Below are 13,342 nucleotides of genomic sequence, written 5' to 3'. Positions count from 1 at the left end.
CCGCTCAGCGGCACTGCCTGGCGTAGCTACTTCCGGAATTGATGGCCGATCTTGACAGAGGAAAGCACCCTCAACAAGTGATTCCGTTGTTGCCTTTTGGTTACGCGACGGATTCTGCGATTTTCCCAGCAGCCACCCCGACACGTTGTCAGTGCCCGCTGACAGAATCCCGGCATGATGCACGACAGCACGGGGGCCGGCGAGGCGATCATGGCCGGGCGGGTCGCGGACGGGCCGCGCTCGGTCGAGGAGCTGTGCCGCGCGACCGCCTCCGGAAAGCACAGGAAATACGTCCATTTCTGGGGCCACAGCCCCCGGCGCGACGACCGCCTCGGCGCGAGCTGCTTCAGCCAGTGGTGGCCCTCCCCCTTCACCGTCGACGGTGTCCGCTATGCCACCGCCGAGCACTGGATGATGGCCGGAAAGGCCCGGCTGTTCGGCGACGCGGAGGCGGAGCGGGGCGCGATAGCGGCGGTCCACCCCAAGCAGGCCAAGTCCTACGGGCGCCTGGTCCACGGCTTCGACGAGGAGACCTGGCGGCGGCATCGCTACGACCTGGTCGTCGAGGGCAGTCTGCACAAGTTCGGGCAGGACGCCGACCTGCGGGAGTTCCTGCTGGGCACGAACTCCCGGGTGCTGGTCGAGGCCAGCCCGCTGGACCGGATATGGGGCATCGGCCTGGCCGCCGATGACGAGCGGGCCATGGACCCGGCGCGCTGGCGGGGGCTGAATCTGCTGGGCTTCGCGCTGATGGAGGCCCGCCAGCGACTGCGGGAGTCGGCCGGCCGGCAGCAGTAGGGCGCGGGCTGCCGGGAGCGGCCGGCGGCGCCGGCACGTCGGCAGAGCGGCAGAGCGGCAGGGGCCGCCGGCCGATTCCCGCCCTGCGGCCACCGGCCGCCCCGGGCGCGCATAGCATGACCAGGCCGTTCCGCGCACCCTCGAACACCCACCGACCAGGAGGATCCGTTGTCCGATCTCGATGCCTTCATCGCGGGCCTGCCCAAGGCGGAGCTGCACGTCCACCACGTCGGATCGGCCTCACCACGCATCGTCTCCGCGCTGGCCGCCCGGCACCCCGACTCGGCCGTCCCGACCGACCCCGAGGCGCTGGCCGACTACTTCACCTTCCGCGACTTCGCGCACTTCGTCGAGGTCTACCTCTCCGTCGTGGACCTGATCCGCGACGCCGAGGACGTCCGCCTGCTGACGTACGAGGTCGCCCGGGACATGGCCCGGCAGCAGATCCGCTATGCCGAGCTGACCGTCACGCCCTTCAGCTCCACCCGCCGCGGCATCCCCGACGCCGCGTTCGTCGAGGCCATCGAGGACGCCCGCAAGGCCGCGGAGTCCGAGCTGGGCGTGGTGCTGCGCTGGTGCTTCGACATCCCCGGCGAGGCGGGCCTGGAGGCCGCCGAGGAGACCGCCCGGATCGCCTGCGATCTGCGGCCCGAGGGCCTGGTGTCCTTCGGGCTCGGCGGCCCCGAGATCGGCGTTCCCCGCCCGCAGTTCAAGCCGTACTTCGACCGCGCGATCGCCGCCGGGCTGCACTCCGTACCGCACGCCGGCGAGACCACGGGCCCCGGCACGATCTGGGACGCGCTGCGCGACCTGCGCGCCGAGCGCATCGGCCACGGCACCAGCGCCATCCGGGACCCCGAGCTGCTGGCCCATCTCGCCGAGCACCGCATCCCGCTGGAGGTCTGCCCCACCTCCAACATCGCCACCCGCGCGGTGCGCACCCTGGAGGAGCACCCCCTCAAGGAGATGGTCGACGCCGGCGTCCTGGTCACCATCAACAGCGACGACCCCCCGATGTTCGGCACCGACCTCAACACCGAGTACGGCGTCGCCGCCCGCCTGCTGGGGCTGGACACCACGGGTCTGGCCGCCCTGGCCAAGAACGCCGTCGAGGCCTCCTTCATGGACGCCCTCGCCAAGGCCCGGCTGTCGGCCGAGATCGACGCGTACACGGCGTCCTGGCGCGGCCCGGTGACGCCCGGCGTGTGACCGCCGGCCGATCCGCCGCCGCCCGTCCGGCGCACCGTTGCCGGTCGGCGGCGGTGCGCGCTGGACGGAAGGTGGCGACGGGCCCTACAGCCCCACGATCCCGTTCCACTCCTTGGCGAACTCCGTCCGCTCCTTGGAGGTGATGTCCCGGGCGATGGCCAGTCGCTTGCGCATCGCGTCGTCGGGGAAGATCAGCGGGTCCTCGGCCAGCTCGGCGCGCTCCTTGTCCTTGGAGGAGGCCAGCACGTCGCGCGCGGCCGGAACGGGGCAGACGTAGTTGACCCAGGCGGCGAGGTCCGCGGCGACCTCCGGCCGGTAGTAGTGGTCGATCAGCCGCTCGGCGTTGTGCTTGTGGTCCGCGAGGTTGGGGATCATCAGGCTCTCCGCCCAGAGTTCGGCTCCCTCCTGTGGCACCACGAACTCGATGTCGGGGTTGTCCGCCTGGAGCTGGATCACATCGCCGGAGTAGGCCTGCGCGGCGAGCACGTCCCCGGAGTCCAGGTCCTTGATGTAGTCGTTGCCGGTGAAGCGCCTGATGTGGCCCTTGCGGACGAGGCCGCGGATCTGGTCGGCCATGCGGTGGAAGTCGTCGCCGGTCCAGCGGGTGATGTCGACGCCGTTGCCCTGCATCAGCAGGGCGAACGCCTCGTCGAGACCGGAGAGCAGGGTGACGCGGCCGCGCAGGTCGCTCCTCCACAGGTCGGCGGTGTGCCGGATCTCGCGGCCGAGCTTTCTGCGGTTGTAGGCGATGCCGGTGATCCCGGACTGCCAGGGCACCGAGTGCGTACGACCCGGGTCGAAGTGCGGGGTGCGCAGCAGCGGGTCGAGGTGGCGGGCGACATGCGGCTGGGCGCCGCGGTCCATCTCCTGGACCCAGCCCAGGCGGACGAAGCGGGCGCACATCCAGTCGCTGATGACGATCAGGTCGCGGCCGGTGCGCTGATGGTTCATCAGCGCCGGGCTGATCTTGCCGAAGAACTCGTCGTTGTCGTTGATCTCCTCGCTGTACGCGACGGAGATCCCGGTGCGCCGCTCGAACGCGTCGAGGGTGGGCCGGCGCTCCGCGTCGTGGTCGTCGACGTCGATGTAGAGCGGCCAGTTGGCGAAGACGAGCCGGTGGTCGCCCGACGAGCGGTCCGGGCCCGCGCGGTCCGCCGCCTCGACGTACGCGGGCGGCACCCCGCATCCGGTCATGGCGGCCAGCGCCCCCGTCGCACCCATTGCGCCCATGCCCCGGAGCAGCCCCCGCCGCGAAAGATCAGCCATGGCGAGCACTCTCACGTGCCGCGGGCGGAGGCGGCAAGAGACAGAGCGTCAACTGCCGGGCCTCCGCCCGCGACGGTGTGTCGAGCGTTCCGTGCCGCTCGACGGTGCCGATCCCCCGGGTCAGCCGGTCGGACCGGCCGGACGGCTCAGCCGTCCAGCGAGGTCATCACGTGCTTGATGCGGGTGTAGTCGTCGAAGCCGTAGGCCGAGAGGTCCTTGCCGTAGCCGGACTTCTTGAATCCGCCGTGCGGCATCTCGGCGACCAGCGGGATGTGGGTGTTGATCCACACACAGCCGAAGTCGAGGCTCTTGGACATCCGCATGGCGCGGGCGTGGTCCTTGGTCCACACCGAGGACGCCAGCGCGTACTCGACGCCGTTGGCCCACTCCACCGCCTGCTTCTCGTCGGAGAAGGACTGGACGGTGATGACCGGGCCGAAGACCTCCTGCTGGACGATCTCGTCGTCCTGCTTGAGGCCCGAGACGACGGTGGGGGCGAAGAAGTAGCCCTTCTCGCCGACCTGCTCGCCGCCCGCCTCGATCTTGGCGTGCGCGGGCAGCCGCTCGATGAAGCCCTTGACCTGCTTGAGCTGGTTGGCGTTGTTCAGCGGGCCGTAGAGCACGTCCTCGTCGTCGACCGCGCCGGTCTTGGTCTCCGAGGCGGCCTTGGCCAGCGCCGCGACGAACTCGTCGTGGATGGAGTCCTGGACGAGCACCCGGGTGGCGGCCGTACAGTCCTGGCCGGCGTTGAAGTAACCGGCGACGGAGATGTCCTCGACGGCCTTGGCGATGTCGGTGTCCTCGAAGACGACGACCGGCGCCTTGCCGCCCAGCTCCAGGTGGACCCGCTTGAGGTCCTTGGACGCGGACTCGGCGACCTGCATACCGGCGCGCACCGAGCCGGTGATCGAGGCCATCGCCGGGACCTTGTGCTCGACCATCAGGCGGCCGGTCTCGCGGTCACCGCAGATGACGTTGAACACGCCGCGCGAGTGGCCGAGCTCGTCCAGCACGCTGCCGATGATGTCGGCGATCAGCACCGTGGAGGCGGGGGTGGTGTCGGACGGCTTGATGACGACGGTGTTGCCCGCGGCCAGCGCCGGGGCGAACTTCCACACGGCCATCATCATCGGGTAGTTCCACGGCGCGACCTGGGCGCAGACGCCGACCGGCTCGCGGCGGATGATCGAGGTGAAGCCGGCCATGTACTCGCCGGCCGAGCGGCCCTCCAGCATCCGGGCGGCACCCGCGAAGAAGCGGATCTGGTCCACCATCGGCGGGATCTCCTCGGAGCGTACGAGGGCGATCGGCTTGCCGCAGTTCTCGGACTCGGCGGCGATCAGCTCCTCCGCCCGCTCCTCGAAGCGGTCGGCGATCTTGAGCAGAACCTTCTGGCGCTCGGCCGGGATCAGGTCGCGCCAGGCGGGGAAGGCGGCCTCGGCGGCGGCCATCGCCGCGTCCACGTCGGCCGCGGCCGACAGAGGGGCGGTGGCGTACGCCTCACCCGTCGCGGGATTGACCACCTCCGTGGTCCGCCCGTCGGCGGCGTCCCGGAACTCCCCGTCGATGTAGTTGCGCAGACGACGCAGTGCGGTGGTCACTGTGCGCCCCCTTCAGTCAGATGTCCGGTGGTTTGGGTCCACCCTAGCCATGAAACCCACGCTTTCAACACACCCGCCACCCCGGAACAACGGAATCAGTGAAATTTCGATCGCGACACGACTAATTTCATCGCTTTGGGGTTGCGAGACCGACGAGGCTCGTGCACAGTGAAGGACGTGGCCACTCGTGACAGAAACGGCACCCCGTCGATCGACTCCGTCTCCCTGGCGATCATCGAGCAGCTCCAGGAGGACGGGCGCCGTCCGTATGCCGCAATCGGCAAGGCCGTGGGCCTGTCCGAGGCGGCTGTGCGCCAGCGCGTACAGAAACTGCTCGACCAAGGCGTGATGCAGATCGTCGCGGTCACCGACCCCCTCACGGTCGGTTTCCGTCGACAGGCAATGGTCGGCATCAACGTCGAGGGTGACCTCGACCCCGTGGCCGACGCCCTGACGACCATGGAAGAAGTCGAGTACGTCGTCATGACGGCAGGCTCCTTCGATCTCATCATCGAGATCGTCTGCGAGGACGACGACCACCTGCTGGAAATGATCAACAAGCGGATCCGCACGCTTCCCGGCGTCCGATCCACCGAGAGCTTCGTGTACCTCAAGCTCCGGAAGCAGACCTACACCTGGGGAACGAGATAGCAATGAGCGGCGACCTCTCCAAGACGGCCTACGACCACCTGTGGATGCACTTCACCCGCATGTCGTCGTACGAGAATGCCCCCGTGCCCACCATCGTCCGCGGTGAGGGCACCAACATCTACGACGACAAGGGCAAGCGCTACATCGACGGCCTCGCCGGCCTCTTCGTGGTCAACGCCGGCCACGGCCGGGTCGAGCTCGCCGAGACCGCCTACAAGCAGGCGCAGGAGCTGGCCTTCTTCCCCGTGTGGTCCTACGCCCACCCCAAGGCCGTGGAGCTCGCCGAGCGCCTGGCCAACGAGGCCCCCGGCGACCTCAACAAGGTCTTCTTCACCACCGGCGGCGGCGAGGCCGTCGAGACCGCGTGGAAGCTGGCCAAGCAGTACTTCAAGCTCGTCGGCAAGCCGATGAAGCACAAGGTGATATCGCGTGCGGTCGCCTACCACGGCACCCCGCAGGGCGCCCTGTCCATCACCGGCCTGCCCGGCCTGAAGGCCCCCTTCGAGCCGCTGGTCCCCGGCGCGCACAAGGTGCCGAACACCAACATCTACCGCGCCCCGATCCACGGCGACGACCCCGAGGCCTTCGGCCGCTGGGCCGCCGACCAGATCGAGCAGCAGATCCTCTTCGAGGGCCCCGAGACCGTCGCCGCGGTCTTCCTGGAGCCGGTGCAGAACGCCGGCGGCTGCTTCCCGCCGCCGCCCGGCTACTTCCAGCGGGTCCGCGAGATCTGCGACCAGTACGACGTGCTGCTCGTCTCCGACGAGGTCATCTGCGCCTTCGGCCGCCTGGGCACGACGTTCGCCTGCGACAAGTTCGGCTACGTCCCGGACATGATCACCTGCGCCAAGGGCATGACCTCGGGCTACTCCCCGATCGGCGCCTGCATCATCTCCGACCGCCTGGCCGAGCCGTTCTACAAGGGCGACAACACCTTCCTGCACGGCTACACCTTCGGCGGCCACCCGGTCTCCGCGGCCGTCGGTGTCGCCAACCTCGACATCTTCGAGCGTGAGGGTCTCAACCAGCACGTCCTCGACAACGAGGGCGCCTTCAAGAGCACCCTGGAGAAGCTGCACGACCTGCCGATCGTCGGCGACGTCCGCGGCAACGGCTTCTTCTACGGCATCGAGCTCGTCAAGGACAAGGCCACCAAGGAGTCCTTCAACGACGAGGAGACCGAGCGCGTCCTGTACGGCTTCCTGTCCAAGGCGCTGTACGACAACGGCCTCTACTGCCGCGCCGACGACCGCGGCGACCCGGTCATCCAGCTCGCTCCGCCGCTGATCGCCGACCAGCCGGTCTTCGACGAGATCGAGCAGATCCTGCGCTCGGTCCTCACCGAGGCCTGGACCAAGCTCTGACCGGCGCGCCACCTCCCGGTGCACTGATACACAACTGAACACCCAGCGGCCCAGATTCACTCACTTCAAGCCATACGAGTGAATCTGGGCCGTTGTGCTGTCAAGCGACTAATACCAGGGGGCACCAGTCCTTACCGTGCTAGTGACCGATACCCTCCATGGTCGTTCACCCAGTTGGGGGAACGAGTCGACGCGAACAAGCAAGAGGTGCGCAGATGGTGGCCCCGCCTGACAACGACGTTCTCTGGGCACGCGGCCTGCACCACACGCACGGCGGCACCACCGCCCTCACAGGGGTCTCCCTCGGCGTCCGCGAAGGCGAGATCCTCGCCGTCACCGGCCCGCGCGGCAGCGGCAAGACCACCCTGTTGAAATGCCTCTCGGGTCAACTCGTCCCGACCGAGGGCGAGGTGTGGTTCAACAGCGCCCCCGTGCACACGCTCTCCTCCCCCAGCCGTGAACGGCTGCGCCTGGACCGGTTCGGCTGGATCGACACCGAACCGCACCTCGTCCCCGAACTCTCCGCCTGGGAGAACGCCGCCCTCCCCCTGCTGCTGCGGGGCACCGGCAGCCGCTCGGCCAAGCACACCGCCCTCGAATGGCTGGACCGTCTCGACGTCGGCATGTGCGCCCGCCGCCGCCCCGCGCAGCTCGACCAGTCCCAGCGCCAGCGCGTCGCCATCGCCCGCGCGCTCGCCACCACCCCCCAGGTGCTCTTCGCCGACGAGCCCACCGCCCCGCTGCACCACGCCGACGGCACTCAGGTGCTGCGCACCCTGACCACCGCGGCCCGCTCGCACCAGATCACCGTGGTCCTGGCGACCCACGACCCCGGTGTCGCCACGCTCACCGACCGCTCCCTCGCGCTCCTCGACGGCCACCATTCGACCGAGGCACCCGCCACCACCGGCTCCTCCGATGAGGAAAGCAGGGCAGCGTGCTCGCTCTCCGTCTGACCCGCGGCTCGCACCCCCTCGTTCTGCTGCGTCGCCTCTTCGTCGCCGCCGCGGCGGCCGGCACCGGCTTCCTGTTGCTGTCCACCGTCGGCTACGCCGCCGGCCACCCGGCCACCGCCGACGAATCGCTGGTACGCCTCCTGTGGTGCGCGGCCCCGCTCGCCGCCACCACCCAGTTCGCCGTCTCCACCGCCCGTACGGACCCGGCCGCCCGCCTCCAGCGTGGGATGACCGCCGCCGGTATGGGCCCCCTGCGCCTCACCCTCCTCGCCACCGCCTCCACCGCACTGACCTGCTTCCTCGGCGTCCTCCTCGCGCTGTTCGCCTTCCTCCGCCTGCGCGGCGACCTCGGCGGCCCCGGCGCCGCCTCGGCCCTGGGCGTCGACACCGACCCGCTCGGCTCGGGCCACCCGCTGCCGCTCGCCGGCGCCCTGATGCTGCTGGCGCTCGTACCGCTGACCGCCGGCGCCGCGACCGCCGTCGTACTGCGCCCCCGCGACGAGACCGGCATCCCCGACTTCGAGGCCCGTCACCGGTCCGCCCCGCCCTCCGGGCTCCCCTGGGGCATCGCCCTGGCCGCGGCGGGTCTGGCCATCGAGGCCTACACCAGCTCCGGCTCCCAAGGGCACGGCGGACTGCTGCCCCTGCCCGGCCGGCTGGTCGGCAGCCCTCCGGGCGCACTGGCCGGCTGGGCCCTGTCCGCCTTCGGTCTCGTCCTGGCCGGCCCCGGCCTGGTGCATCTGTGCGGCCGCCTGCTGTGCGCCGGCCGCCCCGGCGCGCTGCGCCTGCTGTCCGGACGCGTGCTCCAGGAGGAGTCGCACCGCCTCGGCCGTCCGCTCGGTGTGTTGTGCGCCGTGGCCTCCGCCGTCTATGCCGCAGTGAAGGTCTACGAGTCCGCTCCCTCCCGTCCTTTCGGCCCGCTCACCGCCATCGGCGCGGCGGTCGTGCTCGCCTGTGTCACCGCCAGCGCCCTCACCGCCGCCTTCGAATCCCGCTCCGCCCGCGCCCGTACCACCGCCGCCCTCAGGCGCCTGGGCGCCTCCGCCTCCGTCCTCCACCGCGCCGCGGCCCTGCGCCTGCTGGCCCTGGTGATCGTGCTCGCCCCGCTGACCTGGACCGTGGCGGAGATGGTGACGCTGCCGCTGGTGCGATGAGGATCCACGGCGTGTCCGGGGGAGCTTCGCGGCCGCGGCCCGTCGCCTGGTGGCGGCGACACCAGGTTCAGCACACACTCCCGTGCCGTCGGGCCGAACTGCCAGGCTGCTTCCCATGAATCAGCGCACCACCTTGATCACGGGGGCCACCCAGGGCATGGGCCGCGGCCTCGCCCTCGCCCTCGCCGCCCAGGGCGGCACCCTCCTGCTGCACGGCCGCGACCGCACCCGTCTGGACACCGTGGCGGCCGAGGTACGGGCCGCCGCACCCGGCACCACCGTCCGCACCTACCTCGCCGATCTGGCCGACCTCGACCAGGTCCATGCGATGGCCTCCCGGATCCGCGCGGCGGAACCCCGGCTCGACGGGCTGATCAACAACGCCGTCGCGGGCGGCGGCGCCGATCCGCTCCGACGCGAGCTGAGCCGGCAGGGCCACGAGCTGCGCTTCGCCGTGAACCACCTCGCCCCCTACGCCCTGACCCGCGATCTGCTGCCCCTGCTGATCTCCTCCGCCCCGTCCCGCGTGATCAATGTCGCCTCGATAGGGCAGGAGGCCATCGACTTCGACAACGTGATGCTGGAACGGGACTACGAGGGCCTGCGGGCCTACTGCCGGAGCAAGCTGGCGCTGATCATGGCGACGTTCCACCTGGCCGCCGAGCTGGAAGGCACCGGCGTCACGGTCAACACCCTCCACCCGGCCCATCTGATGGACACCGACGGGGTGCGCGAGTACGGCCTCACGCCGGCGACCACCGTCGAGGAGGGAGTACGGCCGACCCTCCGGCTGCTCACCGATCCCGCTCTCGCCTCCACCACAGGCCGTTACTTCGACCAGTTCACCGACACCCGGGCACACGAGCAGGCATACGACGTCGAGGCCCGGGAACGCCTGATGCGGCTGACCGACGCCCTCATCGGGTGAGCAGATGTGAGCCGACGTGAACAGACGTCAGGCATCGGATGAGCGGGTGTCGGGGACCCGGGCCGCCGGGCTCCGCCCCGCTCAGCGGGCGAGCGCCGTGACCTCCACCTCTATCCGCCAGTCCGGCTGGGCCAGTGACGACACCTCCAGCAGGGTGTCCGCGGGATAGGGCTCGGACAGGAACTCCCCCCGCAGCGTGAGGACATGGTCGAGGTCGGCGGCCATGTCCGTCACGAAGATGCCCACCTTCACCACATCGACCAGCGAGGCGCCGGCCGCGGCCAGGACCCGCTCGACGTTCGCGAACGCCTGCCGGCCCTGCGTCAGGAAGTCGTCCGAGACGGTCCGCCCCCGCTCGTCGATCCCCGCCTGCCCCGACACATGGATCAGTCCGCCCGCCTTGACGGCCTGGGAGATCCTGTACGGCTCGTACCAGTCCGGTGTGGTCGCGATCCGCTCGATCTCTCGCGCCGCCCCGGCCTCTTCGACAGCGCCCTCGGAAGCCTGCGTCATCGTCGCCCCGGTCATCTTCTCCCCCTCGTTCTCTGCACCTGTAGCAGTTCCATGCACACGCATTGCTTGCATGCACATACATAAGTTTCGGATGCATGTACGCTGCTGTCAAGGCCCCATCGGAAAACGGCGGCGGGGAGCGGCGGAAGAGAGCGCATGACGATGGACGCGGAGCACTGGGACCGGCTCGGGGCACTGCACACGCGCGTCGAGCAGGAGTTGGCACGGGCCCTGCAGCAGCACCACCGCATCGGACTCTCCGAGTACCGCGCGCTGACCCGGCTGGCCGAGGCCGACGACGGCGAACTGCGCATGCAGGAGCTCGCCGACCTCATCGGCCTCAACCAGAGCTCCGTGAGCCGGCTGGCCTCCCGCCTGGAGTCCTCCGGCCTGACCCGCCGGGACCTGTGCCCCGACGACCGGCGCGGCGTCTACAGCGTGATCACCGACGAAGGCCGCGAAGTCCAGCAGATGGCGCGCCCCACTTACGACGGCGCGCTGCGCGAGGCGCTGGACGCGGCAGCGTCGGACGGGCACCTCGGGCCCCTCGTGGAGTCCCTGCGGTCCTAACATGGCGGGCGTGCAGCCGAATTCACCGCTCCCAGCGCCCCGCAGCCACGACGAGAACGACCGGGAAATCGAGTCCCTTGAGGAGTTCGACCACGTCGCCGCCTCGGGCAGCCTCGCCGGATACCGCATCCAGTCGGTCGACCTGACGGACCGTACGTTCGCGCTGCTCGGCACGGACACCACGGAGTCGGTGTTCCTCGGCTGCGCCATGGAACCGGGCGCCGTCGCGAAGGTGCGCGCCGGGGGCGCACTGGTCTTCCCGCCCATACCCGGCCTGCCGTTCGATCCGTACCGCGGCGCCCTCTACGGACCGGACGAGCTCTTCGCGGGGCTGGTCGACGCCGGCTACGACACCACCCCGGACGCCCGCACGTACCGCTGGTACCAGGAGACCAAGTCGGACGGCGACATCTTCGCCTCGATGCTGCGCAGCATCCACGACGACGCCGTCTCCGACGCCCTGGACGAGCACCTCGCCGGCGCCCGGGTGGTGGGCGTCATGGGCGGGCACGCCCTGGAGCGCGGTTCCGTCGCCTACGCGGGCGCGGCCCGGCTCGGCCGCCGGCTCGCCCGCGACGGCCTGACCGTGGCCACGGGCGGCGGCCCCGGCGCGATGGAGGCGGCGAACCTCGGGGCGTACGCGGCGCCGTTCGAGGACGGCATGCTCGACGCGGCGCTCGAACTCCTCTCCAAGGCACCGCTCTTCACCCCCTCGGTCACCGACTGGGCCCGGGCCGCCTTCGACGTGCGCCGGGACCGTCCGGGTGGCGGCGCCTCGGTCGGCATACCCACCTGGTTCTACGGGCACGAGCCGCCCAACGCCTTCGCCACCCATGTCGCCAAGTACTTCGTCAACGCGGTCCGCGAGGACGGCCTGCTGGCGCGCTGCAACGCCGGCGTCGTCTTCCTGCCGGGCGCGGCCGGGACCGTACAGGAGATCTTCGACAACGCGACCCCGAACTACTACCAGTCGCGGGGCGAGCCGACCCCGATGGTGCTGGTCGACCGTGCGCACTGGACCGAGCGGCTGCCCACCTGGCCGCTGCTCCAGGCCCTGGCGGCCGACCGCCCGATGGCGGCCCGGATCGCCCTGGTCGACTCGGTGGACGAGGTCCCCCGGGCGCTCGCCCACCTCGGGGCGGGGGCGGCTTCCTGACCCGCCGGGCCCCGCTCCCGCGCCCGGCGCCGGCACCATCGCCGCTCCCCGTCGCCCGGCCGCGCGATCTGTTTGCCCGGCTGAGGCAACTCCCGTCCCGAAATGAGCGTCTGCCAGGCCAGGTAATGAACAGGTAATGCCAAGTGCGCGCGAACGGAGCTCCTGGTGATCATCGGCCTTCTGACGGCCGTAGCGGCGTCGGCCTGCTACGGCACGGGTTCCGTCCTACAGGCGGTGGGGTCGCGCAAGTCCGCCCGGCGGGAGGCGGCCAAGTCCTCCGCCACCGGTGTCACCCAGCACGGCGGACCCAGCCTCTCCTCCACCGCGAAAGCCGCCGTGACCTGGGAATTCATGGTGGGCACGGTGCTGGACTTCATCGGCTTCGGGCTCGGCGCGCTGGCGGCCCGGCTGCTGCCGCTGTTCCTGTCCCAGACCGTGATCAGCGCCAACCTCGTGATCACCGCCGTACTGAGCATCAAGCTCCTGGGCATCAAGCTCAGCCGGGCCGAGTGGAGCTCGATCGCCGTGGTCTGCTCGGCGCTGGTGCTGCTCGCCACGGCCGCGGGCCCGGAGGGCGGCGGCCACACGCCGATCGCGACCCACTGGTGGCTGCTGGTGGCGTCCCTGGTGCTGATCGGCGGCGGCACCCTGATCGTGCGCCTGATGGGCTCCCGCGCCGCGATCCTCGCCGGTCTGCTCTCCGGTCTGGGCTTCGGTGCGCTCGGCGTCGGCGTACGGGTGCTGAACGGCGTGGACCCGTTCCATCTGCCCTCGCTGCTCGGCGACCCCGCCCTGTACGCGATTCTCGTCGCGGGCATCGGCGGGATGTATCTGCACACCGTCGCCCTGCAGATCGGTTCGGTGAACGGCGCCACGGCGGCGCTGGTGGTGGGCGAGACCGTCGTCCCCGGCATCCTCGGGGTCCTGTGGCTCGGCGACTCCTCCCGTCCGGGCTTCGCCTGGGTCGCCGTCCTGGGCTTCGTGGTCGCCGTGGCGGGCGCCGTCGCGGTCGCCTGGTTCGGCGAGCCGGAGGGGGAACCCGTACCGGCGGCGGCCGCCCAAACGGGCGCGGAGGTGCCGGCCCAGGCCACGGGCGGCGCGGCGCCGGCGGACGGGGGCGCGCACGAGGAGCGCACCGCGCGCGCTGTGACAACCGCGCCCGAGCGCTGACGCCCC

At 70.8% G+C, this 13,342-nt stretch carries 13 protein-coding genes; 10 read left to right on the top strand and 3 right to left on the bottom strand.

The features are described from left to right. Nucleotides 1-174: 174 nt before the first annotated feature. A complete protein-coding gene (locus WAB15_RS29400) occupies nucleotides 175-798 on the top strand; it encodes an NADAR family protein (RefSeq protein ID WP_407288065.1) in 624 nt (207 codons plus the stop codon). A gap of 168 nt (nucleotides 799-966) precedes the next feature. Continuing rightward, nucleotides 967-2,007, top strand: a complete 1,041-nt coding sequence (locus WAB15_RS29395) for an adenosine deaminase (protein ID WP_407288064.1) — start codon at nucleotides 967-969, stop codon at nucleotides 2,005-2,007. An 84-nt stretch (nucleotides 2,008-2,091) separates the two neighbouring features. On the opposite strand, the gene WAB15_RS29390 is transcribed toward WAB15_RS29395, so the two are convergent. After that, a complete protein-coding gene (locus WAB15_RS29390; protein ID WP_407288063.1) occupies nucleotides 2,092-3,273 on the bottom strand; it encodes a spermidine/putrescine ABC transporter substrate-binding protein in 1,182 nt (393 codons plus the stop codon). Between the two features lie 146 nt (nucleotides 3,274-3,419). After that, complete coding sequence (locus WAB15_RS29385; protein ID WP_399147216.1) at nucleotides 3,420-4,874, bottom strand: gamma-aminobutyraldehyde dehydrogenase; 1,455 nt, start codon at nucleotides 4,872-4,874, stop codon at nucleotides 3,420-3,422. A 177-nt stretch (nucleotides 4,875-5,051) separates the two neighbouring features. Between WAB15_RS29385 and WAB15_RS29380 the strand changes: the two genes are divergently transcribed. The 5 genes from WAB15_RS29380 (at nucleotide 5,052) to WAB15_RS29360 (ending at nucleotide 9,927) form a co-directional block, all read left to right on the top strand. Next, entirely contained in the window at nucleotides 5,052-5,525 is a 474-nt protein-coding gene (locus tag WAB15_RS29380) for an Lrp/AsnC family transcriptional regulator (protein WP_018087114.1), read from the top strand. Nucleotides 5,526-5,527: 2 nt separating this feature from the next. After that, complete coding sequence (locus WAB15_RS29375) at nucleotides 5,528-6,889, top strand: aspartate aminotransferase family protein (RefSeq protein WP_399147215.1); 1,362 nt, start codon at nucleotides 5,528-5,530, stop codon at nucleotides 6,887-6,889. A 215-nt stretch (nucleotides 6,890-7,104) separates the two neighbouring features. Next, the gene (locus WAB15_RS29370) at nucleotides 7,105-7,845 is read left to right on the top strand and encodes an ABC transporter ATP-binding protein (protein ID WP_407288062.1); all 741 of its coding nucleotides are present in this window, start codon (nucleotides 7,105-7,107) and stop codon (nucleotides 7,843-7,845) included. After that, a complete protein-coding gene (locus tag WAB15_RS29365) occupies nucleotides 7,827-8,999 on the top strand; it encodes a hypothetical protein (RefSeq protein WP_407288061.1) in 1,173 nt (390 codons plus the stop codon). Before WAB15_RS29370 ends, WAB15_RS29365 begins: the two co-directional genes overlap by 19 nt. A gap of 115 nt (nucleotides 9,000-9,114) precedes the next feature. Next, a complete protein-coding gene (locus WAB15_RS29360; protein ID WP_407288060.1) occupies nucleotides 9,115-9,927 on the top strand; it encodes an SDR family NAD(P)-dependent oxidoreductase in 813 nt (270 codons plus the stop codon). 81 nt (nucleotides 9,928-10,008) lie between these two features. Here the strand turns inward: WAB15_RS29360 and WAB15_RS29355 are convergent, their stop codons facing one another. After that, nucleotides 10,009-10,455: a RidA family protein gene (locus tag WAB15_RS29355; protein ID WP_399147211.1), complete on the bottom strand. Its 447-nt coding sequence runs from the start codon at nucleotides 10,453-10,455 to the stop codon at nucleotides 10,009-10,011. 147 nt (nucleotides 10,456-10,602) lie between these two features. Between WAB15_RS29355 and WAB15_RS29350 the strand changes: the two genes are divergently transcribed. The 3 genes from WAB15_RS29350 to WAB15_RS29340 all read left to right on the top strand — a co-directional run bounded on the left by WAB15_RS29350 (nucleotide 10,603) and on the right by WAB15_RS29340 (nucleotide 13,336). Further along, nucleotides 10,603-11,010: a MarR family winged helix-turn-helix transcriptional regulator gene (locus WAB15_RS29350; protein WP_399147244.1), complete on the top strand. Its 408-nt coding sequence runs from the start codon at nucleotides 10,603-10,605 to the stop codon at nucleotides 11,008-11,010. Nucleotide 11,011: 1 nt separating this feature from the next. Further along, nucleotides 11,012-12,166 (top strand): LOG family protein, encoded by a 1,155-nt coding sequence (locus WAB15_RS29345; RefSeq protein ID WP_407288059.1) that lies wholly within the window; start codon nucleotides 11,012-11,014, stop codon nucleotides 12,164-12,166. A gap of 165 nt (nucleotides 12,167-12,331) precedes the next feature. Continuing rightward, nucleotides 12,332-13,336, top strand: a complete 1,005-nt coding sequence (locus WAB15_RS29340) for a hypothetical protein (RefSeq protein ID WP_399147209.1) — start codon at nucleotides 12,332-12,334, stop codon at nucleotides 13,334-13,336. The last annotated feature ends 6 nt before the right edge of the window (nucleotides 13,337-13,342 follow it).

It is taken from the genome of Streptomyces sirii, from assembly GCF_045690365.1.
Taxonomy (GTDB): domain Bacteria; phylum Actinomycetota; class Actinomycetes; order Streptomycetales; family Streptomycetaceae; genus Streptomyces; species Streptomyces sirii.
Note: the sequence above shows the minus strand (reverse complement) of the source record. Positions and strands in the feature narration are given on the sequence as shown.

Bases quoted from the DNA above. Each gene is read 5' to 3' on its own strand.
- WAB15_RS29400 (WP_407288065.1), top strand. From the start codon at position 175: ATGATGCACGACAGCACGGGGGCCGGCGAGGCGATCATGGCCGGGCGG.
- WAB15_RS29390 (WP_407288063.1), bottom strand. From the start codon at position 3,273: ATGGCTGATCTTTCGCGGCGGGGGCTGCTCCGGGGCATGGGCGCAATG.
- WAB15_RS29355 (WP_399147211.1), bottom strand. From the start codon at position 10,455: ATGACCGGGGCGACGATGACGCAGGCTTCCGAGGGCGCTGTCGAAGAG.
- WAB15_RS29350 (WP_399147244.1), top strand. From the start codon at position 10,603: ATGGACGCGGAGCACTGGGACCGGCTCGGGGCACTGCACACGCGCGTC.
- WAB15_RS29370 (WP_407288062.1), top strand. From the start codon at position 7,105: ATGGTGGCCCCGCCTGACAACGACGTTCTCTGGGCACGCGGCCTGCAC.
- WAB15_RS29360 (WP_407288060.1), top strand. From the start codon at position 9,115: ATGAATCAGCGCACCACCTTGATCACGGGGGCCACCCAGGGCATGGGC.
- WAB15_RS29375 (WP_399147215.1), top strand. From the start codon at position 5,528: ATGAGCGGCGACCTCTCCAAGACGGCCTACGACCACCTGTGGATGCAC.
- WAB15_RS29345 (WP_407288059.1), top strand. From the start codon at position 11,012: ATGGCGGGCGTGCAGCCGAATTCACCGCTCCCAGCGCCCCGCAGCCAC.